A 23,916-nucleotide genomic window follows, 5' to 3' on the forward strand; every position below is an offset into this window, starting at 1 on the left:
AAAGGTCAAACCCCGCCTTCAGGAGAGGCATGTCGTTGAAAATCACATCTTCGTTTCGCCGGTCCATCGCACTGGCTTCCCTGATTTCCGTTGCCACCGGCGCTTTGCACGGCGCAGCCACGGCGGCGCCGTCCGCCGATGCGGACTGGGCCGCCTATGGCCGCGATCCCGGCGGCGCGCGCCATTCGCCCCTCAGGCAGATCACGACCGCCAATGTGGGCACGCTGCGGCAGGCCTGGGTATATCATATGCGCCCGCCCGGCGTGACCGCCGATGCGGGACCGATGCCGGACGGCATGCGCGCCAAGTTCGCCACCGGATTCTCAGCGTCGGAGGCGACGCCGCTGGTGGTCGACGGCGTCATGTATCTCGCCACGCCCTATAATCGCGTCGTCGCGCTGGACGCCGCCACGGGGAAGGAACGCTGGGCCTATACGCTGGCGAACAAGGACCAGCCCTCGACTCGCGGCGTCGCCTATTGGCCCGGAGCCAGGGGGAACGGCGCGCGCATCTTCTTCGGCACCCGGTCCGGCAAGCTGATCGCGCTCGATGCCGCGACCGGCCAGCCTGCCGCCGCTTTCGGGGAAGCGGGAATCGTCAACATGAAGACGCCCGAGGTGATGAACGGCCTGCGCGCCGCGCCGCTGGGCATGAGCAGCCCGCCCGCCATCTACAAGGACCTGGTGATCACCGGATCGCGGGTGCAGGAGATGCCGGTCAAGGGCGCGGCGGGCGATGTGCGCGCCTGGGACGCGCGCACGGGCAAGCTGGTCTGGACCTTCCACACCATCCCGCAGACGGGGGAGAAGGGCGCGGACAGTTGGGAGGGCGACAGCGCGAAGGCGCGATCGGGCACCAATGTCTGGACCTTCGTGCAGGTCGATGAAAAGCGCGGCATCGCCTATCTGCCGGTCGGCGCGCCGACCTTCGACCGCTGGGGCGCTGACCGAAAGGGCGCCAATCTCTATTCCAACTCGGTGGTCGCGGTGGACGCGGCGACCGGCAAATATCTCTGGCATTTCCAGACCGTGCATCACGACATCTGGGACCTTGACCTGCCGACGCTGACGCTGGTCGACATCAAGCGCGGCGGGCGGGTCACGCCCGCGCTGGTGGCGATGAACAAGACGGCGATCATGTTCATCCTTGACCGCGTGACCGGCAAGCCGCTGTTCGACGTGCGCGAAGTGCCGGTGCCGACCGAGACCGACGTGCCGGGCGAGCAGCCCTGGCCGACCCAGCCCATGCCGGTCGCGCCGCCGCCGCTTACCCGCCTGTCCTATAATGCCGAGGACATATTGGATGTCACGCCGGAGCTGAAGGCCCGGTGCGAGGCGCTGGTCAAGAAGCTGAACATCACCCCCAGCAAGCCGTTCCAGCCGCTGCGCGCCGACAGCGCGATCAATTTCTTTCCCGGCAGCCTGGGAGGCGTGGACTGGGGCGGGGGCGCGTTCGACCCCGATCTGGGCCTCTACGTCATCAACCTCAACGAACTCGCCAGCCCCCAGCAGTTGGAGCAGCAGCCCGACGGAAGCTGGGGCATGAAGGGCGGCTACGCCTATTTCGCGGACATGGAAACCGGCTTCCCCTGTCACAAGCCGCCATGGGGCGAGCTGGTGGCCGTAGATGTCGCCAAGGGCACGGTGGCGTGGCGCCGGCCCTTGGGCGACACCGGCCATCCCGCGCTCAAGGATGCGGGGATCACCAGCGCAGGCGGGCCGTTCACGACATCGGGCGGGCTGACCTTCATCGGCGCGACCAAGGACCAGCGCTTCCGCGCGTTCGAAACGAAGACGGGCAAGCTGCTCTGGACGGCGGAACTGCCCGGTTCCAGCTACGGAACGCCGATGACCTATGCCGTGGGGAAACGGCAGATGGTCGCCGTCGTGGCGACAGGGGGCTTCGCCTTTTCACCGGCCACCAGCGACGAGGTGGTGGCCTATACGCTTCCTTGAGGACATGACATGCGTAAAGTCGGACTGATGATCATGGCCCTGACCCTGCCCCTGATCGGTGCGGGGGCATTGGCCCAGCAGGCGCCTGCGACCGTAGCCGTGGCGACGCCGCCGCCCGGCCCTGGCCTGGACCTGATCAACGAACGCTGCGGTTTCTGCCACACGACCGGGCAGGTTTTCCAGAAGCGGCGGAGCGAGGCGGAATGGGCGGCGACCGTGCAGGGCATGGCGGATCGCGGGGCCGAGGTCTCGCCGGAGGAGGTCAAGACGATCACGGCCTATCTGGCGAAAAATTATGCTCCCGCGCCCGGTGCCGGGCCGGGCGCGGGCGGCCGTTAAACGCGGTTCGGCCCAAGCGGGCGGCGCGTCGCCGCCCGCTGCCCTTCATTGACCCCCGGCGTAGAGCGGCAGCATTCCCTTCACCTTGCTGCGCAGGCGATAGATGCTGGTGCTGCCGGTGATATAGACCATGTGCCCATCCTCCGCGAAGGCGAGATTGGCCGCGGTTTCCGGCAGCCTGATCTGCCCCAGCACCTTGCCCTGCGGCGTGACGATGCGGATGCCGCCCGGGCCCGTCATCCAGATATTGCCGGCCGTGTCGACCTTCAGCCCGTCCGGACCGCCGCGACCGCCGGGGAAGCGGATCAGCTCGCGCGGCGCGGACAGGCTGCCGTCCGGGCGCACATCATAGGCGCGAATATACATTTCGGGGCCGTAATTGCCGACATAGAGGGTCTTGAAATCGGGGGAGAAACCGATGCCGTTGGGCAGCGTCATGTCGGTGATGACCGGCGTCAGCCTGCCGTCGGCATAGCGGAACACGGCGTTGAAGGGCAGTTCCTTGGCCGGGTCCTTGTCCATGCCGTTGAACAGGCCGAAGGGCGGATCGGTGAACCAGAGCGCGCCGCTCTTGTCGTAGACGAGGTCGTTGGGGCTGTTCAGCCGCTTGCCCTGATATTCCGACAGGAAGGGTTGCAGGCTGCCGTCCTTGCCGACCCTGACGATGCGGCGAGCGCCCATCTGCGTCATCAGCACCGTGCCGTCGGGGGCGGGGGCCATGCCGTTGGAGCCGATGCTGGCGCCCGCCGGGGGATTGGGCAGGCCGCCTGAATTGGCCACCAGTTCCTCCACCTTTCCATCCGGGCTGACGGCCCGCATCCTGTCCCCGGTGACGTCGGAGAACCAGAGCCGGCCCTCATGCCATAGCGGCCCCTCCGTAAAGCCGAAGCCGGTCGCCACCCGCTCGATCGGCGTGCCCGGCGCTATGATCGCGTCGAGCGCCGGGTCCAGCCGCTCGAAGGATGGCGCGGCGGCCGGTGCGGCGGGTTCCTGCGCCAGCAATGGCGCGGTCAGGGGGCAGAGCGCAGCGGCAAGCAGGGCGGCGCGAAGGCGGGATGACATGGCTTTGGTTCCTTCTTGGATGATCGAAAAGGAGGGACGCGGGAGGATCGGCGCGATGTTACCGCCGCGGTTGCATGCGCGCTTCGGCTTCGGCGCGGTAGCGGGCCTTCGCCGCCAGATCGCGCGCCACGCCGATCACCATCAGTTCGAGCGGCTGCGCCCCCGTCTGGCGGATCGCCCGCGCCTCGCCAAGGTCGACGGGCACGGCGTCGCCCGCGCTGATCGGTGCGGTTTCCCCGTCCAGCGTTACTTCGCCCGTGCCGGAGATCACATAATAGACCTCGCTCATATCCGCCTGCACCCGGCGGCCGAGCGCCGCATTTGCGGGCAGCAGGACATGATCGACATAGGACCAGGGCGTCGAAAAGACCGCCGGTCCCAGCGCGCGGCGAAAGAGGACGCCGCCGGTCGCATCGGGCAGGGCGGCCGCCGCCGGCTTCAGGAGGCCGCGGTCCAGCCGCATGCTGATGAACTGCGGCACGGGATCGAGCGTCGCATCGGTGCGCGGGTCGCCCAGATCGAAATTGTCATAGCTCTTGGTCATGCCGACATTGATGTTCAGCCATTGCAGCGGCCTGTCGGTCGGATTGTAGATGCCATGGGCGTGCCCCTTGCGGTCGGGCACGCCTGCAGGCCCGGCCAGGCGCGAGGTGCGGCCGTCGATGGTGAACTCCGCCTCGCCGTCGAGGATGATGAACATCTCCTCGCAATCATTGTGGAAATGCTGGCCGATGCCGCTTTTCGGCGCGATCGTCCCGCGATGGACGAAGATGAGGTTGGTGCTAAGCGCATTGGCGCCGAGCAGCGGCCCGAACTTCATCGATCCCGCACCGCCATGGACGCCGTTCGCAACCCGCATTTTGTCCGGATCGCTGTGGCCGATGCGTTGCGCCAGCGGCGGCGCGGCCTGCGCCATGGCCGTTCCGCCAAAGGCCATCAGCGCTGCGACCAGCGCCGTGCGCGGCGTGCCCATGCCCATCTTCCCCTCTCCAATGCTTGCTCTTGCCTGCTTATGCCGACATACATCATCTTATTACGAATCATATAGTATATTGTTTGACGCAGAAGCCAAGCGGGAGGGATGGTTATGAATGGAGCCGCGCGGTCCAGGGTCAGGCTGGGCCTGATCTTCCTGTTGTTCATCATCAGCGCGATCGCTTTTCTCGACCGCACCAACATCTCCGTCGCGGGGGTGGAGATGCGGAAGGAATATGCCATCGACCAGGTGCAGCTGGGCTGGGTCTTCAGCGCCTTCCTGATCGGCTATGCGCTGTTCCAGGTGCCGGCGGGCTGGCTGGCCGCGCGTTACGGTCCCCGCATCGTGCTGACCGGCGCGCTGCTCTGGTGGGGCGTGTTCACCGCGGCGACGGCGCTCATCCATCCGGAGGGCAGCGCCGCGCTGCTGCTGCTGGCGCTGACCCGCTTCGCGCTCGGCATCGGCGAGTCGGTCGTCTATCCGTGCGGCAACCAGTTCCTGTCGCGCTGGATACCGGCGCAGGAGCGCGGCAAGGCGAACGGGTGGATCTTCGCCGGGGTGGGCGCCGGCTCCGGCATCACGCCGCCGCTGATCACCGCGATCATCCTGTGGGGCGGCTGGCGCGCATCCTTCTATGCCTGCGCGGCAATGGGCCTTGCCGCCGCCGCGGTCTGGTTCTGGCTCGCGCGGGACCGGCCGCAGGAGCACCCGTCGGTGAACGCGGCCGAACTCGCGCATATCGAGGCGGGCCTGCCCCCGGCCAAAACGGCGTCGGCCGGACCCATTCCCTGGGGCGCCATATTTTCCAGCCGCAATGTCTGGGGCCTGTTCGTCAGCTATTTCGCCTTCGGCTATGTGATCTGGATCTTCTTCAGCTGGTTCTTCATCTATCTTGCCGAAGCGCGGCACCTGGATGTCAAATCCAGCGCTGTCTTCTCCATGCTGCCCTTCCTGTGCATGACCTTCGGCTGCCTGTTGGGCGGGGTCATCAACGACCGGGTGTCGGCGCGCTACGGCCTTTATTGGGGACGCTCCGGGCTGGGCGTGCTCTCCTTCGTGCTGACCGGCCTGTTCCTCGCCAGCGGATCGATGGTGGACAATGCGCCGCTTGCGGTGCTGATCCTGGCCGGGGGGGCAGGGGCGATCTACCTCTCGCAAAGCTCCTTCTGGTCGGTGACGGCGGACATAGCGGGCCCGCATAGCGGCGTCGTGTCCGGCTTCATGAACATGGGGTGCCAGATCGGCGGGGCGCTGACCTCCACCCTGACGCCGATGATCGCCGCGCAATTCGGCTGGACCGCCGCCTTCATCGCGGGGGCCGGCGTGGTGCTGGCGGGCGTGCTCGCCTGGGTGATCGTGGACCCGAACCGGCTGCTGGAGCAGCCGGCCGGGGAAGGCGCCCGGACGCCTATTGGCGGCGCGACAGCCTGACGGTGAAGGGCTTGCGCCCTTCCATGTCGAAGAAGGTGGTGCCGAACGGCGTGCGGCGGACATGGATCACCGCCCCGACCGGCGGCGGGGGCGCGACGGTCGTCGTGTCGTAGGCGGTGCCGTCCTCCAGCTCCAGCCGGTGATAGCCGTGCCGCAGCGGGATCGCCGCCTTCAAGCGGCTGTCGAAATCCGTGCGGCTCTTGAGGGCGTCGCGACGGTCCTGATAGCTGTTGATCGCAGCCGCCGATGCCGCGGCGGGCGGCGCGGGGACGGGAATCGGGCGGCTGTCCTGCGCGGCCCGGCCAGACCGGCGATCGTAGCAGGCCAGGCGTTCCGACGGGTCGTCCAGACGCGCGCAGCCATCTTCCTGCGCCAGCGCGACACATTGCGGAAACAACGCAATCCCGCCGATCACGGCCAGTTTCCAGATGTGTTTCACGCCCTTCTCCTCTTTTCATGTCATAATTTGTTTGACTAATGCTCTAACATCATATCCTATATGATCAAATGCAAGACGCAAAAGTCTGCTCAAGGGGAGGATTGATGGCAATCATAAAGGCCGCATTCTATCTGTGTTCGCCCGCCCTGCTCATCCTGGGGGCGTCGGCCCAGACATCTGCGCCGGCACCGTCTGCGCCGCCCGCCCGCCCGCCCATGGAAAATGCCTGGTCGCCCAAGCGGACGCCGCCGCGCGCCTATGACGCGCCCAATCGTCCCTGGTGGAAGCTCGCCGACATCCTTGCCGCGCACAAGGGCCAGAAAAGCTGGACGCACGCCATCGTCCGCAACCGCGATCTGGAGGCGGACTGGCACCAGATGGCGGCCGGGCAGCGCACCGAACCGCTGATGTATGCCGACAATGCGACCGCCCTCATCGTCTGGGGCGGGCAGCTTCGGGTCAGCATCAAGGGGCAGGAACCCTTCGTCGCGGTCAAGGGCGGAGAGGTCAATATTCCCTTCCGCCTGCCTTTCACCCTGGAAAGCGTGGGCGACGAGCCGGCGCTGTGGCTGGAGGTGCACGGCGCGGGCGACGTGCCGCTCTATCCCGCCGCGACCAGGCCGGACAAGCCCAGGGACGTGCCGGGCTTCACCTATGTGAAGGCCGCGTTGATGGGCGGCGACGGGCATTATGGCGCCGCCGACCGGCCTTATCTCGATTATTACAAGGATGTGGTGACCGGCGGGCAAAGAGCCGGCGCCTTCATCGCCGGCGATCATCTGTTCGTGAACAATATTCGCGGAAAGGGCATCAAGACTCCGCCGACCAGCGATCTTGGCCATTTCCACTTCGGCTATGATGAATTCTGGTTCATCATGGAAGGCAATGTCGATTACCAGATCGAAGGCGTGCCGTTCTTCACCGCGTCGCCCGGCGACGTCGTGACCGCCGCCCAGGGCCGGTGGCATCGCGCCAGCTTCGGCGGGCAGCCGGGGCAGATGGCCACGCGCGTCGCGATCAACCCTTATCCCCGCGGCTTGCACAGCTTCCAGTCGCACTAAACCGCGCCCCTCGGGGCCATCGCCAATACCCCGGAATCCGGAGACTTTCAGCCTCCGGACAGCCATAAACTCACATAAAAATCCTATAGTATATGATAATGAGGGAGAGAGCCATGTTGGGAGAATATCTGCCTGCACGATTGAACAGTTCGCTGATCGCGATCGCGGCGGCGATGGTGGCCGGCCAGCCCGTGCTGGCCCAGGACAATGCGACGATCGCGCCGCCGCCCCAGAACAGCCAGTCGGTAACGGACAGCGACATCGTCGTCACCGGTTCCGCCATCCGGGGCGTGGCGCCCGTCGGGTCCAACCTGATTTCGGTGGGCCAGGATACGATCGAGAAGACCGCGCCCGTCAACGTGTCGCAACTCGTCAACACCGTGCCGTCCATTTCCACGGCCGGTTCGGTCGCGCAGGGCGAGAATGCCTATTCCTATTATTCGCCGCAGATCCACAGCCTTGCGGGATCGTCGTCCAACACCACGCTGGTGATCCTGGACGGCCTGCGCCTGCCCGGCGGCGGCACGCAGTTCGCCCAGACCGACCCCAACATCATCCCGGTCAGCGCGATCCAGCGGGTCGAGGTGCTGGCCGACGGCGCGTCGTCCGTCTACGGGTCGGACGCGGTCGCGGGCGTGGTCAACTTCATCACCCGGCGGACCTTCGACGGGTTCGAGGCGAATGCGCAGGCGGGCTTTGCCGACAGCTATCACAATACCAACTTCAACTTCATCTGGGGCAAGAAGTGGGACACGGGCGGCGTCTATGTCGCGGGCTCCTATTCCGACCAGTCGGAACTGAAGAACAGGGACCGCCGCTTTTCCAGCCTGGGCGATTATCGTCCGGTCGGCGGCACCAACACCAACAGCTATCAGTGCAGCCCCGCGACGATCATCGCGCCGGGGGTCAGCGGCGTCTTCCTTTCGCCTGGCGCGACGACGACAGTTCCCAATATTCAGGCGAACGCGCCCTGCAACAATTCGGTCTACGCCAATCTTCTGCCTTCGCAGTTCCGCGCGAATGCGATGATCAAGGTCACGAACGATTTTTCGGACAAGTTCACCGTCACCGCGATGATGAACTATAACCGCCAGGAAACGCATAATGCGTCCGGACCCGGCGGCCTGACCAACGCCACCGTATTCGGTCCCGGATCGGGCCGGGGCGGCCAGATCAACCCCTTCTACCAGGCGCCCGCGGGCGCGCCCGGCGCCACGCAGCAGACGGTCACATGGCTCGCCCTGCTGCCCGACGCGGATTATGGCGAACAGGAATCGCAGTCGGATTCGATCTATTCGACCGCCGTCGCGGAATATCATGTCAATGACGACTGGACGCTGACCTTCAGCGACGCCTTCGGCTGGAACCGCTCGGCGCTCAACACCGTCAACGGCTTCTGTTCCGCCTGCGCCCTGCTGGCGCTGAACGGCACCGCGCAGTTGAGCGGCAGCACCACGGCGACCGACATTCCGGGCCAGAACGTCATCGCGCTCAACCTGCCGCTGACGGCGGCGAACGCGCTGGACGTCTGGCGGCCCTTCGACGGCACCAACCGGACTTCCGAAGCGGTCATCCGCTCGCTCTATCGCAACAATAGCGAAAATACGAACTACAACACCTTCAACCAGATGAAGCTCGACCTCAACGGGTCGCTGTTCAATCTTCCCGCGGGCAAGCTCAAGATCGCGGTCGGCGGCGAATATCTCTGGTATGAACAGACCCAGAAGATCACGGGATCCAACAATACCGGCCCGACCACGACCGGTTCGAACTTCCGCGTCTATAACTACAAGCGCGACGTGAAGTCGCTTTACGCCGAACTCTATATTCCGGTCGTTTCACCGGATATGGGCATTCCGCTGGTCCACAGTTTCGACCTCAGCATCTCCGGCCGTTACGACAGCTATAGCGACGTCGGATCGACCACCAATCCGAAGTTCGCCGCGAACTGGGAGCCGGTGGAGGGCGTCAAGCTGCGCGGCAACTATTCCCGCGCCTTCGTGGCGCCGCCGACCGCAGTGATCGGCGATCCGACGCAGGGCTATCTCTACGCATCCGGCAGCGTCGGCGTGAACGGCACGCAGATCGCCGTGCCCATCGCCAACTATCCCGATGTGGCGAACATCCCCGGCGTGCAGTGCAATGCGACCACCTGCACCATCGGCACGCCGGCGATCCAGGGCATGCGGCGCCAGCTGGGCGGCGGCTTTTCCAACATGACCCCGCAAAAGGGCCGCAGCTGGTCGGCGGGCATCGACCTGGCGCCGCGCTTCCTGCCCGGCTTCACCGCCGCCTTCACCTATTTCCACAACAAGTTCATCGGCGGCGTTTCCTCCCCCAGCCCCAGCGCCATCGTGAACTCGGCGGGGCTGCGCAACCTGCTGACCATCTGTCCGCAGACCTGTTCGCAGGCGCAGATCGACGAGTTCGCCAATATCGCCAATGGCGCGACGGTGTCGGGCGCGATCCCGCCGCAGGTCTATTTCCTGATCGACCAGAGCAGCCGCAATGCGCTCAACCTGACGGTGGAGGGGATCGACGGGCAGTTCAACTATCGCACGGAGATCGGTGAACTGGGCAGCTTCGTGATCGGCACGGGCTTCACCTACTTCACGAAGTTCCGGCAGAATTTCGGCGGCGGTACGGACTTCAGCATCCTCAACACTTCCGGTTACAACACCACCTTCCCGTCGGTCCGGTTCAAGAACCGCGCACAACTGGGCTGGGCCAAGGATGGACTGTCCGCCGATCTGTTCTGGAACCATACAGGTTCCTACCGCAACTGGATCAGCACGACGGTGGAGCCGATCATCGTCAATTCGATCGGCAACCCGATCGGCGGCGGCGACAAGGTCAAGGCCAACGATACGTTCGACCTGCACCTGCAATATGAATTCCAGGGTGAAAGCTTCGCCCGGGGATGGCAGATCTATGTCGACGCCCAGAACATCTTCGACAAGAACCCGCCCTTCTACAACGGCAACACCAACGGCATATTGGGCGGCGCATGGGGCTATAACGGCTTCGTGTCGAACCCGATCGGGCGCATGGTTTCGGTGGGCCTGCGCATCCGCATGTAATCCCTTCGCCGGGTCGCACGGAAAGGGCTCCGGAGCATGCATGCTCCGGAGCCCTTTTCACATCAGAGGATGGCGGTTCAGGAAAAGGGCGTGGCGAATTCCAGGCGGATGCCCCCGGGAATGAAGACCAGGAAGTGCCGGGTGGCCGATCCGGCGCGGATCGGGCCGGGCGGGGCGTCGACCACCACCTCCGGATGGGCGCGCACCTTCTCCCACGCGGTGTCCAGCGCTGCATCGTCGGCCACCGCGAGCGAGAGATGGTGCAGCCCGATATTGGCCCGCCGGTCGAAGGCCCGGGCGCTCAGCGGATCGGCGGCGCGCCAGAGGGTGAGGAGGATTGCGCCGTCCGACAGGAAGATAGAGGGATAATCGGGAACGCCGCCCACCTCGTCGAAGCCGAGCACGCCGCAGAAGAAGGCCCGCGCCTGGTCGAGATCGGGCACCGTCAGCCCGACATGATGGACGCCGCGCGTGAGTTTGTCTTTCATGATTTCTATCCTTCCAGTTCGGCAATGCGTGCGCGAAGCCGGTCGAGCTCGTCCACCAGGGGCGCGGTGAGGCGCTCGATCTCCTTCTGCGTGAAGCGCGGGGTGATATGTTGCGGACAGTTCCAGTCGAAGCCCACGACATCGATCAGGAAGGCGCGCTCAGGTTCGGCGCCATAGCCGGGCGTCATCAGCGCCGCGATGGTCGCCGGATCGTCGCTGCCATGGGCATGGCCGATCAGCTTCAGGCGGCGGCGGTTGGGATAGTCCATCAGGAACAGGGACACCCGGTCGTCGGCGGCGAGGTTCGCGGCCGAGAGATATTGGCGGTTGCCACGATAATCGGCAAAGCCGATCCGGTTGTCCCCGATCCGCCGCAGGAAGCCGGCCGGGCCGCCGCGATGCTGGACGTAAGGCCAGCCATCCTCGCTGACGCTGGCCATGTAGAAGCTGTCGCGGGCGGCGATGAAGTCCGCCTCCCGGTCGGTGAGCATGTCGGCCGCGCCCGCATTCGCCTCCATGCGCGCATAGGAAGCGCGCGAACCGGCGGCTTCCTGCATGGCGCGTGCGCCGTTGCCAAACATGGTGTGGAGATAGACCTGTGCCATGCCGGACAAGCTAAGCCATTGCGCGCTGCATGATAATGGCCGATGATTGGCTTTCACTGTTTCAGTTCGGGGAATAATGGATCGCTTCGATGCCCTGTCCGCCTTCGTCGCGGTGGCCGACCAGCGCGGCTTCGCCGCGGCAGCGCGCAAGCTGGGCATGTCCCCGCCCGCCGTCACCCGTGCCGTCGCCGCGCTGGAGCGGCATCTGGGCGTGACGCTGTTCCACCGCTCCACCCGCGCGGTGTCGCTGACGGACGAAGGTGCGGCCTTTCTGGACCGGGCGCGGCGGATCATGTCCGACCTGCGGGAGGCCGAGCAGATCGTCATGGGCGGCCGGTCGGCGCCGCGCGGCCAGCTTTACGTGACCGCTCCGGTGATGTTCGGGCGACTGCATGTGCTGCCTGCCATCGGCGCGCTGCTGGCGGCTCATGACGGGCTGAGCGCGCGCATGATGCTGATCGACCGCAATGTCCGCATCGTCGAGGAAGGGATCGACGTGGCCGTGCGGATCGGGCCGCTGGCCGACAGCGCGCTGCGGGTGATGAGCATCGGATCGGTGCGGCAGACCATCGTGGCCAGCCCCGCCTATCTGGTTGCGCATGGCGTTCCGGCGACGCCGGCCGATCTGGCCGGCCATCGCTGCATCGTCGGCAGCGGCATCAGGATCGGCGCCGCCTGGCGTTTCGGCGGGAAGGCGGAAAGCACGGTCGAGGTCGCTCCCCGCCTGACCGTCAATACGATCGACGGCACGATCGCGGCGGCCGAGGCTGGGGTGGGAGTGGCCAATGTCCTGAGCTACCAGGCGGCGGAGGCGGTCGCGGCCGGGCGGCTCGTCCGGCTGCTGGAGGACCACGCGCCGCCGCCCGTGCCGGTGAGCCTGCTCTACGACGCCGGGCGCGCGGCAATGCCCGCTGTGCGGCTGTTCCTGGAGGCGATGCGCGAGCGGGCGCGGCAGGGGGCGTGGGACTGATGGCGGGAAACGCCTGACCGGAATCGCTCCTGCCGCGCCCGGCTTGGGGTATTTTGCATCGATACGGTGATCGCGCGCGCCGCCACCACGCATTCAAAAAGGATCGCCGCCGATCCCCGCGATCAGGGGCAGGGATCGGGCAGTTCGCGATGGATCGCTTCGATGGCGGCCAGCGCATCTGCATCCAGGCGGACGTCGACGCTGGCGAGGTCCATCTTGAGCTGCTCCAGCGATGTGGCGCCGATGATCGTCGACGTGACGAAGGGCCGGCTGTTGACGAAGGCCAGCGCCAGTTGCGCCGGGGGCAGGCCATGGGCCTGTGCGACGGCGACATAGCGCGCGCTGGCGGTCGGCTGTCCGGGCAGGTCGTACCGCACGAACTGGCGGCTCACGTCCCTGCGCGAACCCGCGGGAATGCGGCCGCCCAGATATTTTCCCGTCAGATTGCCGCCGGCCAGAGGGGAATAGGCGAGCAGCGACACCTGTTCGCGCAGCGCATATTCCGACAACCCATGTTCGAAGGTGCGGTTGAGCAGATTATAGGCATTCTGGATCGATGCGACGCGCGGCCATTCCTTCTCACGCGACAGGCGCAGATATTCGGACACGCCCCAGGGGGTTTCGTTGGAGACGCCGAAATGGCGGATCTTTCCTGCCCGCACCAGGTCGGCCAGCGCGCCCAGCGTTTCCTCTATGGGCACGGTGTCGGGCGTATCGTCCAGTCGCGTGAGGCCGCGAGCGCCGAAGGACGGCACCGGCCTGTCGGGCCAGTGCACCTGGTAAAGATCGATATAGTCGGTGCGCAGCCGGCGCAGGCTGTCCTCCACCGCCTGTTCGACATTGCGCCGGTCGAGCCGGTTGTTGCCGCCGCGAAATTCCCGCACGGCGTCGCGGGTGGGACCTGCGATCTTGGTGGCGACTATGACGTCGTCCCGCCGCTTCCGGCCCGCGATCCAGTTGCCGATATAGGTTTCGGTCAGGAACTGCGTCTCGCGGGATACGGGCGTCACCGGATAGGCCTCCGCCGTGTCGATGAAGTTGACGCCGTGGCCCACCGCGTGGTCGAGCTGCTCATGCGCCTCCGCCTCGCTGTTCTGCGAGCCCCATGTCATGGTGCCGAGGCAGATCAGGCTGACCTCGATCCCGGTGCGTCCCAATGTGCGATATTCCATTCCGTATCCCTATATGAAGCTGGCCTCCGCCCATTCTCCTTAGACGCTGGAGGCGGCAGGACACTCAAGATAATTTCATAAAGCGTTGAGCAAGCCTGTTTTCACGGTCGCCGGAGCCCAGCGGAACTTTGCCCATCTCACCTCACAGTAGCGCTTCTCGTCGGTGAACCGCACGGCCAGTTCACATGGTGATAGCTCGCTATAATTCGCGCCATCTCGAGGATCTGATCCTGGATGTTGTCGCTGATGCTGTTCCACACCGGCTTGTCGCCTATGGTCGATCTTGCAACGCCCTCGAGATAACGTCGTACCAGCGATAGAACGTCCGCGGGCGATGCCGAGCTGGTCCAACGTGCGTTTGGTGGGCAGGTGCGAATGCTCGACAATCCGGATGATCTCGAGCTTTTCCGATGCGGAATACCTCATTCGTCGTCGCCCCCATCGGCGATCATGCTTTTTTAGCAAGCGGTTTTTCAGCGTGAGGTCCGCCACGCATTCCTTCAGAGCGCAGGCTTCGCGGCGTAGGTCCTGCACCTCTCCAGTGGCTACCGATCGGGCGGTGTCGCCGGCCAGACGTCGCTTGCCCGCTTCCATGAACTTCTTCGACCAGGTGTAATACAGGGTCTGCGCGGAGCCTTTCTTGTGGCACAGCTCGGCAATGCTGTCTCGCCACGCAGGCCATCCAGCACGATGCGGATATTGTCTTCGGCTGAAAAATGCCGACGGGTCTGCCGCGGATGTCCTTCACCACCCGCCAGCAGGGGCCTTCATCTTCGTTCCTTCGTCATTATGACGAAGCCCCAACCCTCCCTAATTCACAACCCCGAATCTTTGCCATTGGTGCTGACGGCGGACACTGAGGCGGGTGCCGACCCTGGTGATCAGTTAGGCTGCCCTTGCGTTGCAGGCCGAAGTGGCTGCGGCATTTGTTTTCTCTCGTTATTGCCTGTCTCGCGGGAATAGCCAAACTATTGGCAGAACGCGAAGCGGGCCTTATGGGAGCGGGAACGTGCCTCCCCTCATCCCCCCTTCGCCCGAAGCCTTCGTGCTGCTCGACGACGCCCGCCCTGTCGCGGGAGCGCATGCGCGGCTCTATCGCGACCTAGTCGGAGTCGTCGAGGCGATAGAACCGAAGGACATCCGGCCGGCGCTTAAGCGATTGAAGGAAGGGCGGGCGCATGGCCTTCACGCGGCGGGCTACATCAGCTACGAGGCGGGTCTGGCGCTGGAACCTAAGCTCGCGGGCTTGGTCCCCGCAATTGCCGACGGCCCGCTGCTCTGGTTCGGCCTGTTCCGCTCGGTTGATGAGCTGGCGGCGGAGGATGTCCCGTTGCTGCTGCCGGACCCGGGGGGCGTATCGGTCGGCACGGTTCGACCGGGCATCGGGCGCGATGCTTATGATAACGCCATCGATCGCACGCTCGCGCTGATCCGCGCGGGCGACATCTATCAGGCGAATATCACCTTCCGCGCGCGAGTGGCGGTGGCGGGCGAACCGCTCGCCGCCTATGCCGCGATCCGGTCGCGCGCCGCAATGGGGCATGGCGCCGTCGTCCGCCACGGCGGGCGCCATATCCTTAGCTTCTCGCCGGAAAGCTTCTTCACACTCGACGGCGATATGCTGAGCGCCCGCCCGATGAAGGGCACTGCGCGCCGCCACGCCGATCCAGATGCCGACGACCGCGCCGTTGCCGCGCTTGTCGCTGATCCTAAGCAGCGGGCGGAAAATCTGATGATCGTCGACTTGTTACGCAACGACCTGTCGCGCGTGTGCCGGGCAGGCAGCGTAACTGTGCCGCGCCTCTTCGCCGTCGAGCGCTATCCGACCGTTCACCAGATGGTATCGGACGTGACCGGGCGCCTGTTGCCGGGGTACGATGCCGTCGACGTGCTGGCGGCGCTGTTTCCGTGCGGGTCGGTGACGGGCGCGCCTAAGATCAGGGCGATGGAAGTGATCGCCGCCATCGAAGGGGCTTCGCGCGGGATCTACACAGGCAGCATCGGCAGCATCGATCCCGATGGTAACGCGCGCTTCAACGTCGCCATCCGCACGCTTTCATTCACCGCGGGGCAGGACGAGGCGACGCTCGGTCTGGGGTCGGGTATCGTCGCGGATTCGTGGCCCGCGGACGAATGGGCCGAATGTCTCGATAAGGCGCGGTTTTTGGGCGAAAGCGAGGTTACGGCCAGCGGGAACGGCAGCGTTCCAGCGCGGTCGTCATGATTGCGCCATCAGCAAGCGACGCGGCCCATTGCCGCGCTTTGCAGATCCTGCCGGGTATCAATCGCGTTGGGCGGGCGGCCTTCGCAGAAGGCGCGCGTGAGGGCGTCTTCGAGCGGCGCAGCGGAAACAGGCCTGCCGATCTTCATCCACATAGCTAAAGTTGTCGCTCATTTCCTGGCTGCCGATGATCGATGGCGTGCCTTTGCGCTGAGTCACAGGGCCTGCTGTCCCACAATGGAGAGCCCATAGCCCTCCAGCCCGATCAGGGTGTGCTGGGAGTTGGTGAGGAGTATCATGTCGTGAATGCCTAGTTCGGCGAGCACCTGAGCGCCCATGCCATAATCGCGCAAGGTCTCCATTTCGACCTGGCCGTTATGCTCGCCCAGAATGCTGCTGAGATCGCGCGGCTCCGGCATTGTTATGATGACCACCACACCTCTGCCCTTGTCGGCGATGAGATCCATCGCGCGGCCGAGCAGCCCCTCGCGTTCATTCACTTCGCCGAGCATGTCCCGAAAGATGGATGCGCTGTGCATTCGCACCAGCGTGGGCTCTGCCGGATCGAGCCTGCCCTTAATAAGCGCTAAGGTTTCGGTGCCGGTCGCCTTGTTGAAGAAGACCTTGGCGGTCCATTCGCCGCCCCACCGACTAAAGAAGCGAGCTTCCGCATGCATTTCGACAAGATGATCGTGACGGCGGCGATAGGCGATAAGATCGCGGATCGTGCCGATCTTCAAGTTATGCGCCTTGGTGAACTGGACGAGATCGTCCAGCCGTGCCATCGTGCCGTCATCCTTCATAATCTCGCAGATGACGCCTGAGGAATTAAGGCCGGCGAGCCGAGATACGTCCACGGCCGCTTCGGTATGGCCGGCGCGCACGAGCACTCCGCCGTTGCGCGCGACGAGCGGGAAGATATGCCCCGGGGTTACGATATGTTCGCTACCCCTAGATCCATCGATCGCTACGGCGATGGTTCGTGCGCGATCCGCCGCGGAGATTCCGGTGGTGACACCGTCTCGCGCTTCGATCGAGACGGTGAAGGCTGTTTCATGCCGAGTACCGTTATTCCGGCTCATGAGATCAAGGCCCAATTCGTCCACGCGATCTTTGGTGAGAGCCAGGCAGATCAGACCACGCCCATATCTTGCCATGAAATTGATCGCATCGGGCGTGGCCATCTGCGCCGGGATGACGAGATCAGCCTTATTCTCGCGATCTTCATCGTCGACGAGAATGAACATCCGGCCATTGCGGGCTTCTTCGATTATCTCTTCCGGAGAGGAGAGAAATGATTGGCGAAGATGGGTCACGAGGCTGCGATTTGGACTCACGACCGAACTGCTCCAATGCGGCTAGATATGGCGACCACATATGCCATCGTGAGCGCGTGGTTCCGGATCGCATATTTTGATCCGGCCTATCAGCTGAAATGATTTCGCAGGCACTTTGCTGCGAAATAAGGTCCTCTCGCAATGCATTAAAAGTGAAGGCAGGGTTTTGCAAAGCACAATAGCGGCTCGGTTTTACTTGTGCCAAGAATCGGATCATCGGCTGTGTCGCCCCCATGAAGGCATATACGGTTTGCATGTGCTATGGGGCGGATGCGCTTGGTTTTTTAGGATTGTGGATGACTTCTGGAGCAATGTCATCGGCGGAAGCTGGGACTGCAAGCTGTAGGTTTCACTTCGTCGAACCTGATCCGGCTTCCTTAACGTGGGACCTGGTCAGCTGTGCGAGCCATTTAAATCCTCTCCACTATAGGACCCCGCGATGAGCGTCCCTCGTACTTTGTATCAGAAGATCTGGGATGCGCACGCGGTGGTGCCGCTCAATGATGCCGAATGGCTTCTCTTCATCGACCGTCATCTCGTGAACGAAGTGACCAGTCCACAGGCATTCGAAGGTCTTGCCGCCGCCGGACGTGCGGTTAGAAGGCCGGATCTGACGATGGCCGTTGCCGATCACAATGTTCCGACCGAAGCGCGCGACCGGCCTATCGAGGATCCGGATAGCCGGAGGCAGGTCGAGGCGCTGGAACGCAATGTCGAGCGCTTCGGTATTCCGTATGTACCGCTGCTCAGCCGCATGCAGGGGATCGTGCATGTTGTGGGACCGGAACTCGGGCTGACGTTGCCGGGTCTCACTATCGTTTGCGGCGACAGTCACACGGCCACCCACGGGGCGTTCGGCGCGCTTGCCTTCGGCATTGGCACGTCCGAAGCCGAACACGTGCTGGCGACGCAGACGCTGATCCAGAAGCCATCGAAGAACATGCTCGTACGGGTGTCTGGAAGCCTGGGCACCGGCGTCACGGCGAAAGATCTCGTGCTGCGGATCATCGGCGAGATCGGAACCGCCGGCGGCACGGGACATGTCATCGAATATACCGGCGAAGCCATCGAGGCGCTCGACATGGCAGGCCGGATGACGGTTTGCAACATGTCAATCGAGGCGGGCGCGCGGGCCGGCCTGATCGCGCCTGACGAAAAGACCTTCGCGTATCTTCGCGGCCGTAAGTTCGCGCCGCAAGGGGCGGATTTCGACGCGGCCGTCCCTGGCTGGCTGGCATTGCGCTCCGACGAAGGGGCCACTTACGACCGGGTCGTGGAACTGGATGCCGCGACGGTCGAACCGATGGTGACCTGGGGCACGAACCCCGAAGCGGTGACGACGATCGCGGGCCGGGTGCCCGATCGCATCGACGCTGGCGCGGAGGCGCTCGGCCGGATGGTCGATTACATGGGCCTGGCGCCCGGCCAGCCACTGCGCGACTTGCCGATCGACGTGGCGTTCATCGGAAGCTGTACCAACGCGCGGATCGAGGATCTGCGGGCCGCCGCCGCAATCGCGAAGGGCCGGCAAGTGGCGCAGGGCGTGCGCGCGCTGGTCGTTCCTGGATCGGGCATGGTCAAGGCCCAGGCCGAAGATGAAGGTATAGACCGCATTTTCATGGATGCGGGTTTCGAATGGCGCGAGGCGGGGTGCTCCATGTGCCTCGGCATGAACCCGGACAAGCTGCTGCCCGGACAGCGCTGCGCATCGACATCCAATCGCAATTTCGAAGGTAGGCAGGGCCAGGGTGGGCGGACTCATCTGATGTCGCCAGCAATGGTCGCGGCTGCCGCAATCGCCGGACGGATCGTCGATGCCAGGGAATTTGCCTGATGCGCCGCTTCACCAAGCTTTCCGGGATAGCCGCGGGCATTTCGGAAGAGAATATCGATACGGACAAGATTTTCGCCGGACGCTTTTTGAAGGTCATCGAGCGGGCGGGGTTGGGGCGTTTCCTGTTTCATGGCCTCCGTTTCGATGACGAAGGGCGGGAACGAGCGGACTTCATCCTCAATCGCGAACCATGGCGCTCTGCAGTGATCTTGATCGCGCTCGATAACTTCGGTTGCGGCTCCTCAAGGGAACATGCCCCCTGGTCGCTCGCCGATTTCGGGATCAAGGCATTGATCGCGCCGAGCTTCGCGGACATCTTCGAAAACAACTGCTATAAGAATGGTATCCTGCCAATGACGTTGCCTGGCGCAGTTGTCGAACGGTTGCTTGCCGAAGTGTCCGATCCGTCGAGTGCGACTATGACCGTCGATCTGGAGAGCCAGGAAATCATATCGGGTACCGGCGAGCGGATTGCGTTCGATATCGCGCCCGAAAAGAAGCGGCAGCTGCAACTCGGCCTGGACGAAATCGACGAAAGCGAGCGACTGCTCGACCAGATTCTCGCGTTTGAGAAAAGCGCTACCTATGTGAGGACGCCGATCCCGCCATGGTTCTGATCGAGTGAGCTGTTCCGCACCCCGCAAGCATCCGCGTTTCCCGCGTTGCTCGGGATCATGCGCCGCACCCCCGCGTTATGAGCGGCGCACAGGACGCCGGCATCGCACGGCGGGGTGCGCGCGAACCGCGCCCGGTCCTGTCAGTCGAGATGGCTGGCTTGAGCCATTGGCAAGGCCTTCGCGGTTGTTCCTCCATCGCCTGAACGGCACTGTACCGTCGGGAGAATTAAGGCTTCCGGCCCCTATCCAGATGGAGCAACATAATGGCGTTTACCGCGAGCCCCGAAGGGCACGTCGAACAGATCGGAACCACTGCTGGCGGCGAAATGGCTGCGGACATCGCGGCGCTCGGCCCGGTTTTCAGCTCCTGCGCCGTCGGCCGCGATATGGCCACCCCGCAAGGGCTTCGCTCCTACGAAGACGAGCTGGTGCGGACAGTATGGACGCGCGGCCCGACTGTTCCGCATGTGATGGATCTGTCGATCGATCTGCCCGGTCGCAGTCTGCCGGTTCGCGTATACCGGCCGGACGTGACCGGCGGGGAGGAACTCCCCGCGATTATCTGGTTCCATGGCGGCGGCCTGCTCATGGGCGGTCTGGAGTCCGACGACATGGTTTGCCGGGCCATCGCCAAGGCCGTGCACTGCGTGATCTATAACGTTGACTACCGCCTGGCTCCCGAACATCCCTATCCGGCTGCCCATGACGACGCCATGCTTGCCTGCCGGGCAATCATGAACGACCCTCCTGGCGGTCCGGTAGATCGATCGCGTATAGTCATTGCGGGGTATAGCGGGGGCGGATGTATTTCGGCGGCGGCCTGTCACGCGGCGGTATCGGAGGGCTGGGGACAGCCGGTCGGCCAGATTCTGCTCGTGCCCCTGATCGACTTCACCGCGCATTACTCGGCCGCCAAGCGTAGCGAAGCCGATGCCCGCAATTCCAGCATATATGTAAACAGCTATTTCCAGGATCCCGCGACTGACCGCGCCGATCCGCGGATATCCCCGCTGTGGGCTGACGACTTTTCGAAACTGCCGCCGACTTTCATCCTGACCGGGGAACTTGATCCCCGGCGGACCGAGGCCGAAGTCTACGCACGCCACCTGCAATCCGCTGGTGTCCCGGTACAGATCGCGATGGCCTTTGGCATGCCGCACCTTTTTCTGCACCTGAGCGACAAGGTGGCGAACGCGAAGGTCGCACTGGATCGGACGATCGTCGCCCTGCGCCACCTGTTAGCATAAGGCGGAAAGGGGGCGCTGCCACCTGCGTGGTGGCAGCGGCCTTCAATCGCGAATGCGGGGGATGACGTCAGCGATGAAACGGTCGATCCCTTCGTTCATCGGGTAGGAACGAAGCATGAGCAGGTCGACGCCGATTTCTTCGAACGCCTTGATCCGTTCGGCCACTAATTCGGCCGTCCCTACCAAACCCGCGCCCAAGGCGCTGGCGAAAATCCAGTTCACTTGGCCCGACTTGCCATATTCCTCGATCTCGTCCGCGCGCGCGTTCGCTTCCGCTTCCGTATTGGCGAGAATGAAGTTGGGGTTTAGGGCGATTTGGATATCGCGGCCGTAGGACCGGGCGCGCTCCTTCATTTCCGCGATCGACCTTTCGAGCATCCGTAAGTTGGCTTCGAAATTGCGATAGCCCGGTTCGTAAGCGGCGAACCAGCAATGGCAGGTTCGCGCGATAATGTCGCAACCTTTTTCGGAACGGCTCGCGGCATAAAGCGGCGGCGGCGTCTGGATGGTCTGCGTGGGAAGCAGGCCTTCCTTGCAGTTGAAGAATTCGCCTTCAAAGGTGAACGGCTTGCCGGTCCACAGGCCCTGCACCACCTGGATGAACTCATCCATCCGGCGATAGCGGGCATCGCCGCTTTCGAGCCAGCTGCCGTTCCCGTACAGCGCGAACTCCTCTTCCCACCATCCATTGACAATGTTGAGCGCGAAGCGGCCGCCGCTGATCCGGTCCATTGTCGCGCCCATCTTGGCGACGACCTGCGGATTAATGATGCCGGGATGGATCGCGGGCATAGTCACGATCTTGCTGGTCCGCGCCGCCAGCGCGGTCGCGAGGATCCAAGATTCCAGGTCAGGCCCGAGATAGCGTTCGGCGACCAAGGAGATGTCGAAGCCGCCCCTCTCCCCCTTCTGCAACATGTCGAGCGCATATTCGAACGAAGCATCGGGAACGGCTGGGCCACCACGCTCGTCAAGGCCAGCGATGGCGGCTGAAAATTCGGCGTCCGCACGGATTGTATGCGGCAGCGGTGTCCAGATTCCCAGTTTCATTTCCACTCCTTCTAGCGCTTGGCACCGTGAAGCGGCGCCTACCCATCACCATCGGTAAATACAAATTAATGTCAATAATATTGACTAAATTAATGCATCACATCGCCGCCGTTCGGCGACAGGCAGGCGCCGACGTAGAACGACCCGCCAGGACCGGCGAGCAGCACCGCTGTCGCGCCCAGTTCTTCCGGCGTTCCGCATCGCTGCAGCGGGAGGCGTTCGCTGATCGCCGCGCGTTTGTCCTCGGGCGCGGCGAGGAAGCGTTCGGTCAGAATCGGCCCGGGGGCGATCGCATTGACGAGGACACCATGCGGAGCGCCTTCTCGCGCGAGCGAGCGGGTCAGGCCGATTAACGCCGCCTTCGCCGCCGCATACAGCGTCATCGCGCCTTCACCCCGTAAACCCAGTTGCGAGGCGATATTGATAATGCGCCCGGATCCCCGCGCCAGCATGTCGTCGAACACCGCGTGGGTTGCGAAAACAGTGGCGCGGAAATTCAGGTTCATCACTTGGTCGTAGGTGTCTCTGGTCAGCGCCGTGAATGGCATGACGATGCTGCCGCCGGCATTGTTGACGAGAATGTCGGGTGTGCCGAATACGTCCTTCATCTCAACCATGAAGGCATCGAGTTGGTCGAGGTCGCGCAGATCCACTGAACGATGCGCGACCTTGCGCCCTTTCGCGGCGATTTCTGCGGCGGTCTGATCGGCGCGATCGTCGTCGAGGTGGCAGAAGGCGATATTCGCGCCTTCGCCCGCTAGCGCCAGAGCGATTGCCCGCCCGATCCCACGGGAGCCACCGGTGATTACCGCCGTTCTGCCTGCCAGCTGTCCGGCCATGCCAGTCTGTTGCATCGAAGCTTTACCCCTTCAGCCGTTCGTCGTCGCGGGTGTAATCGCTCTGAAGGAATTCAGAGAGGAAGTCCTGATGGCTGATCGGCGCATAGCGCAGCGGATGATCCGGCGAATAGCACGTCGGCACGACCTCTATGGTGATATCGTTGTCCGGCGAAAAGAACAGCGGCATGGCATACCGCTCGCTCATCGAACGAACCACGCGATGCGGGGTCGATAGGAAGCGGTCGTTGGTCCAGCGCTTGAGGATATCGCCGCCGTTGACCACAAACGATCCCGGCACGTAGGGGGCTTCGATCCAGTCCGCGCCTTCGGGGCGGACCTGCAGGCCCGAAACCTTATTGGCGGGCAGCAGGGTCAGGAAACTGCGGTCGGTATGCGGGTGAATGCCCCAACTGTCGGCCAGCTCCGCCTCGGACTGAGCCGGGAAGTAATGCGATATCCGCATGCTGCCGCCCGCACGGTCGAAGAACGGATCGAAATATGTCTCAGGCAGGTCGAGCGCCAGTGCGTAGAGCCGGACCATGTCGGTGGCCAGTTCGTACATCGTCTGGTAGTATTTCAGCAGCGCATCCTTGAACCCCGGCAGGTTGCTGGGCCACTGGTTGATGCCATAATCCTCGCGCGCCATGTTGAACGCTTCCACGAAGTTCTTCGCCCGTTCGCTTTTCTCGGCCGTGACCGGATCGACTTTCGCGCGGTAATGGATGTAGCCACGTTGCTTGGCGAGCAGCGGAGTCGAGTCGGGGCCTCCGGTGCCGACCTTCACCGCCATCTTGTCTTCGAGCGGCTGGTCGAAGAACCGCTCGGCCTGCGAATATGCCTCGTCGATGATCGACCAGTCGACCCCATGTCCGACGAGGAAGAAGAAGCCGACCTTTTCCATCGCGTTGCGAAGCTGTCGGGCGGCCATTTGTTTGCCGTCTGGATCACCGGATACGAAACCCGACATGTCGACGGTGGGGATTTCGGAAACTTGTGCTGAGTTGGAATCGGTCACGGAGCAGTACCTCGGCTGGGACAGCGCGCCCGGTCGGAGATGGTTTTCATCTGGTCTTGTGCGCGCTGGTGCTAGTGCTCGGAGGGTAGCGCCGCAATGCAATTCTGTCAACATAATTGACAAAATTGCATAACGACGACCCGGTGCAGCTGATGCCTATCGCGCAACGCTGTCTTCA

General features: G+C 63.9%; 21 protein-coding genes and 1 pseudogene. 10 read left to right on the plus strand and 12 right to left on the minus strand.

The genetic code is table 11. The features are described from left to right. Window positions 1–29: 29 nt before the first annotated feature. Together H5V43_RS17235 and H5V43_RS17240 are read left to right on the plus strand one after the other, a co-directional pair. Window positions 30–1,955 carry a pyrroloquinoline quinone-dependent dehydrogenase gene (locus tag H5V43_RS17235; protein WP_193666857.1) on the plus strand — a complete coding sequence of 642 codons (1,926 nt, stop codon included), beginning with the start codon at window positions 30–32 and terminating at the stop codon, window positions 1,953–1,955. A gap of 9 nt (window positions 1,956–1,964) precedes the next feature. Further along, window positions 1,965–2,294, plus strand: coding sequence for a c-type cytochrome (locus tag H5V43_RS17240; RefSeq protein ID WP_025548694.1), 330 nt, complete (start codon window positions 1,965–1,967; stop codon window positions 2,292–2,294). Between the two features lie 45 nt (window positions 2,295–2,339). Here H5V43_RS17240 and H5V43_RS17245 read toward each other — a convergent pair whose 3' ends face one another. Next, complete coding sequence (locus H5V43_RS17245) at window positions 2,340–3,356, minus strand: SMP-30/gluconolactonase/LRE family protein (RefSeq protein ID WP_025548693.1); 1,017 nt, start codon at window positions 3,354–3,356, stop codon at window positions 2,340–2,342. Window positions 3,357–3,414: 58 nt separating this feature from the next. Continuing rightward, the gene (locus H5V43_RS17250; RefSeq protein ID WP_244968701.1) at window positions 3,415–4,329 is read right to left on the minus strand and encodes a cupin domain-containing protein; all 915 of its coding nucleotides are present in this window, start codon (window positions 4,327–4,329) and stop codon (window positions 3,415–3,417) included. A 108-nt stretch (window positions 4,330–4,437) separates the two neighbouring features. On the opposite strand from H5V43_RS17250, the gene H5V43_RS17255 reads away from it, so the two are divergent. Beyond that, window positions 4,438–5,763: an MFS transporter gene (locus tag H5V43_RS17255; protein WP_244309871.1), complete on the plus strand. Its 1,326-nt coding sequence runs from the start codon at window positions 4,438–4,440 to the stop codon at window positions 5,761–5,763. On the opposite strand, the gene H5V43_RS17260 is transcribed toward H5V43_RS17255, so the two are convergent. Next, the gene (locus tag H5V43_RS17260; RefSeq protein WP_025548688.1) at window positions 5,741–6,202 is read right to left on the minus strand and encodes a hypothetical protein; all 462 of its coding nucleotides are present in this window, start codon (window positions 6,200–6,202) and stop codon (window positions 5,741–5,743) included. The genes H5V43_RS17255 and H5V43_RS17260 overlap by 23 nt on opposite strands. Before the next feature lie 104 nt (window positions 6,203–6,306). Here H5V43_RS17260 and H5V43_RS17265 point away from each other — a divergent pair, with 104 nt between their 5' ends. Both H5V43_RS17265 and H5V43_RS17270 read left to right on the plus strand, forming a co-directional pair. Next, complete coding sequence (locus H5V43_RS17265) at window positions 6,307–7,263, plus strand: cupin domain-containing protein (RefSeq protein ID WP_193666858.1); 957 nt, start codon at window positions 6,307–6,309, stop codon at window positions 7,261–7,263. A 113-nt stretch (window positions 7,264–7,376) separates the two neighbouring features. Then, entirely contained in the window at window positions 7,377–10,343 is a 2,967-nt protein-coding gene (locus tag H5V43_RS17270) for a TonB-dependent receptor domain-containing protein (RefSeq protein ID WP_061937418.1), read from the plus strand. 77 nt (window positions 10,344–10,420) lie between these two features. Here the strand turns inward: H5V43_RS17270 and H5V43_RS17275 are convergent, their stop codons facing one another. Both H5V43_RS17275 and H5V43_RS17280 read right to left on the minus strand, forming a co-directional pair. Next, complete coding sequence (locus H5V43_RS17275; RefSeq protein ID WP_025550669.1) at window positions 10,421–10,831, minus strand: VOC family protein; 411 nt, start codon at window positions 10,829–10,831, stop codon at window positions 10,421–10,423. Between the two features lie 5 nt (window positions 10,832–10,836). Then, window positions 10,837–11,436, minus strand: a complete 600-nt coding sequence (locus H5V43_RS17280; protein WP_025550667.1) for a pyridoxamine 5'-phosphate oxidase family protein — start codon at window positions 11,434–11,436, stop codon at window positions 10,837–10,839. Window positions 11,437–11,512: 76 nt separating this feature from the next. Between H5V43_RS17280 and H5V43_RS17285 the strand changes: the two genes are divergently transcribed. After that, the gene (locus H5V43_RS17285; RefSeq protein WP_025550665.1) at window positions 11,513–12,406 is read left to right on the plus strand and encodes a LysR family transcriptional regulator; all 894 of its coding nucleotides are present in this window, start codon (window positions 11,513–11,515) and stop codon (window positions 12,404–12,406) included. Between the two features lie 122 nt (window positions 12,407–12,528). Here the strand turns inward: H5V43_RS17285 and H5V43_RS17290 are convergent, their stop codons facing one another. Continuing rightward, window positions 12,529–13,578 carry an NADP(H)-dependent aldo-keto reductase gene (locus H5V43_RS17290; RefSeq protein ID WP_025550663.1) on the minus strand — a complete coding sequence of 350 codons (1,050 nt, stop codon included), beginning with the start codon at window positions 13,576–13,578 and terminating at the stop codon, window positions 12,529–12,531. 147 nt (window positions 13,579–13,725) lie between these two features. After that, window positions 13,726–14,329: pseudogene (locus H5V43_RS17295) on the minus strand (transposase); the annotation flags it as partial. 258 nt (window positions 14,330–14,587) lie between these two features. Between H5V43_RS17295 and pabB the strand changes: the two are divergent. Further along, window positions 14,588–15,802: an aminodeoxychorismate synthase component I gene (pabB, locus tag H5V43_RS17300; protein WP_244968702.1), complete on the plus strand. Its 1,215-nt coding sequence runs from the start codon at window positions 14,588–14,590 to the stop codon at window positions 15,800–15,802. A gap of 8 nt (window positions 15,803–15,810) precedes the next feature. Here pabB and H5V43_RS17305 read toward each other — a convergent pair whose 3' ends face one another. Together H5V43_RS17305 and ribB are read right to left on the minus strand one after the other, a co-directional pair. Further along, entirely contained in the window at window positions 15,811–15,954 is a 144-nt protein-coding gene (locus H5V43_RS17305; protein WP_193666859.1) for a hypothetical protein, read from the minus strand. Window positions 15,955–16,014: 60 nt separating this feature from the next. Next, the gene (ribB, locus tag H5V43_RS17310; protein WP_037483489.1) at window positions 16,015–17,136 is read right to left on the minus strand and encodes a 3,4-dihydroxy-2-butanone-4-phosphate synthase; all 1,122 of its coding nucleotides are present in this window, start codon (window positions 17,134–17,136) and stop codon (window positions 16,015–16,017) included. A 439-nt stretch (window positions 17,137–17,575) separates the two neighbouring features. Between ribB and leuC the strand changes: the two genes are divergently transcribed. The 3 genes from leuC (at window position 17,576) to H5V43_RS17325 (ending at window position 20,834) form a co-directional block, all read left to right on the plus strand. After that, window positions 17,576–18,970 carry a 3-isopropylmalate dehydratase large subunit gene (leuC, locus tag H5V43_RS17315; protein ID WP_025550659.1) on the plus strand — a complete coding sequence of 465 codons (1,395 nt, stop codon included), beginning with the start codon at window positions 17,576–17,578 and terminating at the stop codon, window positions 18,968–18,970. Beyond that, a complete protein-coding gene (leuD, locus tag H5V43_RS17320; protein ID WP_025550657.1) occupies window positions 18,970–19,587 on the plus strand; it encodes a 3-isopropylmalate dehydratase small subunit in 618 nt (205 codons plus the stop codon). The genes leuC and leuD overlap by 1 nt, the downstream gene beginning before the upstream one ends. Before the next feature lie 263 nt (window positions 19,588–19,850). Then, the gene (locus H5V43_RS17325; protein WP_025550656.1) at window positions 19,851–20,834 is read left to right on the plus strand and encodes an alpha/beta hydrolase; all 984 of its coding nucleotides are present in this window, start codon (window positions 19,851–19,853) and stop codon (window positions 20,832–20,834) included. A 42-nt stretch (window positions 20,835–20,876) separates the two neighbouring features. Here the strand turns inward: H5V43_RS17325 and H5V43_RS17330 are convergent, their stop codons facing one another. The 3 genes from H5V43_RS17330 to H5V43_RS17340 all read right to left on the minus strand — a co-directional run bounded on the left by H5V43_RS17330 (window position 20,877) and on the right by H5V43_RS17340 (window position 23,738). Further along, window positions 20,877–21,884, minus strand: a complete 1,008-nt coding sequence (locus tag H5V43_RS17330) for an LLM class flavin-dependent oxidoreductase (protein ID WP_025550654.1) — start codon at window positions 21,882–21,884, stop codon at window positions 20,877–20,879. 89 nt (window positions 21,885–21,973) lie between these two features. After that, window positions 21,974–22,723, minus strand: a complete 750-nt coding sequence (locus H5V43_RS17335) for an SDR family NAD(P)-dependent oxidoreductase (RefSeq protein WP_025550652.1) — start codon at window positions 22,721–22,723, stop codon at window positions 21,974–21,976. A 22-nt stretch (window positions 22,724–22,745) separates the two neighbouring features. Then, window positions 22,746–23,738: an isopenicillin N synthase family dioxygenase gene (locus tag H5V43_RS17340; protein ID WP_162195983.1), complete on the minus strand. Its 993-nt coding sequence runs from the start codon at window positions 23,736–23,738 to the stop codon at window positions 22,746–22,748. Window positions 23,739–23,916: the final 178 nt, after the last annotated feature.

The organism is Sphingobium fuliginis (assembly GCF_015074805.1).
GTDB lineage: Bacteria > Pseudomonadota > Alphaproteobacteria > Sphingomonadales > Sphingomonadaceae > Sphingobium > Sphingobium fuliginis.

Bases quoted from the DNA above. Each gene is read 5' to 3' on its own strand.
- H5V43_RS17270 (WP_061937418.1), top strand. From the start codon at position 7,377: ATGTTGGGAGAATATCTGCCTGCACGATTGAACAGTTCGCTGATCGCG.
- H5V43_RS17335 (WP_025550652.1), bottom strand. From the start codon at position 22,723: ATGGCCGGACAGCTGGCAGGCAGAACGGCGGTAATCACCGGTGGCTCC.
- H5V43_RS17280 (WP_025550667.1), bottom strand. From the start codon at position 11,436: ATGGCACAGGTCTATCTCCACACCATGTTTGGCAACGGCGCACGCGCC.
- H5V43_RS17305 (WP_193666859.1), bottom strand. From the start codon at position 15,954: ATGTGGATGAAGATCGGCAGGCCTGTTTCCGCTGCGCCGCTCGAAGAC.
- H5V43_RS17235 (WP_193666857.1), top strand. From the start codon at position 30: ATGTCGTTGAAAATCACATCTTCGTTTCGCCGGTCCATCGCACTGGCT.
- H5V43_RS17285 (WP_025550665.1), top strand. From the start codon at position 11,513: ATGGATCGCTTCGATGCCCTGTCCGCCTTCGTCGCGGTGGCCGACCAG.
- H5V43_RS17330 (WP_025550654.1), bottom strand. From the start codon at position 21,884: ATGAAACTGGGAATCTGGACACCGCTGCCGCATACAATCCGTGCGGAC.
- leuD (WP_025550657.1), top strand. From the start codon at position 18,970: ATGCGCCGCTTCACCAAGCTTTCCGGGATAGCCGCGGGCATTTCGGAA.
- H5V43_RS17325 (WP_025550656.1), top strand. From the start codon at position 19,851: ATGGCGTTTACCGCGAGCCCCGAAGGGCACGTCGAACAGATCGGAACC.
- H5V43_RS17245 (WP_025548693.1), bottom strand. From the start codon at position 3,356: ATGTCATCCCGCCTTCGCGCCGCCCTGCTTGCCGCTGCGCTCTGCCCC.
- H5V43_RS17265 (WP_193666858.1), top strand. From the start codon at position 6,307: ATGGCAATCATAAAGGCCGCATTCTATCTGTGTTCGCCCGCCCTGCTC.
- H5V43_RS17255 (WP_244309871.1), top strand. From the start codon at position 4,438: ATGGTTATGAATGGAGCCGCGCGGTCCAGGGTCAGGCTGGGCCTGATC.
- H5V43_RS17275 (WP_025550669.1), bottom strand. From the start codon at position 10,831: ATGAAAGACAAACTCACGCGCGGCGTCCATCATGTCGGGCTGACGGTG.
- leuC (WP_025550659.1), top strand. From the start codon at position 17,576: ATGAGCGTCCCTCGTACTTTGTATCAGAAGATCTGGGATGCGCACGCG.
- H5V43_RS17290 (WP_025550663.1), bottom strand. From the start codon at position 13,578: ATGGAATATCGCACATTGGGACGCACCGGGATCGAGGTCAGCCTGATC.
- H5V43_RS17250 (WP_244968701.1), bottom strand. From the start codon at position 4,329: ATGGGCACGCCGCGCACGGCGCTGGTCGCAGCGCTGATGGCCTTTGGC.
- H5V43_RS17240 (WP_025548694.1), top strand. From the start codon at position 1,965: ATGCGTAAAGTCGGACTGATGATCATGGCCCTGACCCTGCCCCTGATC.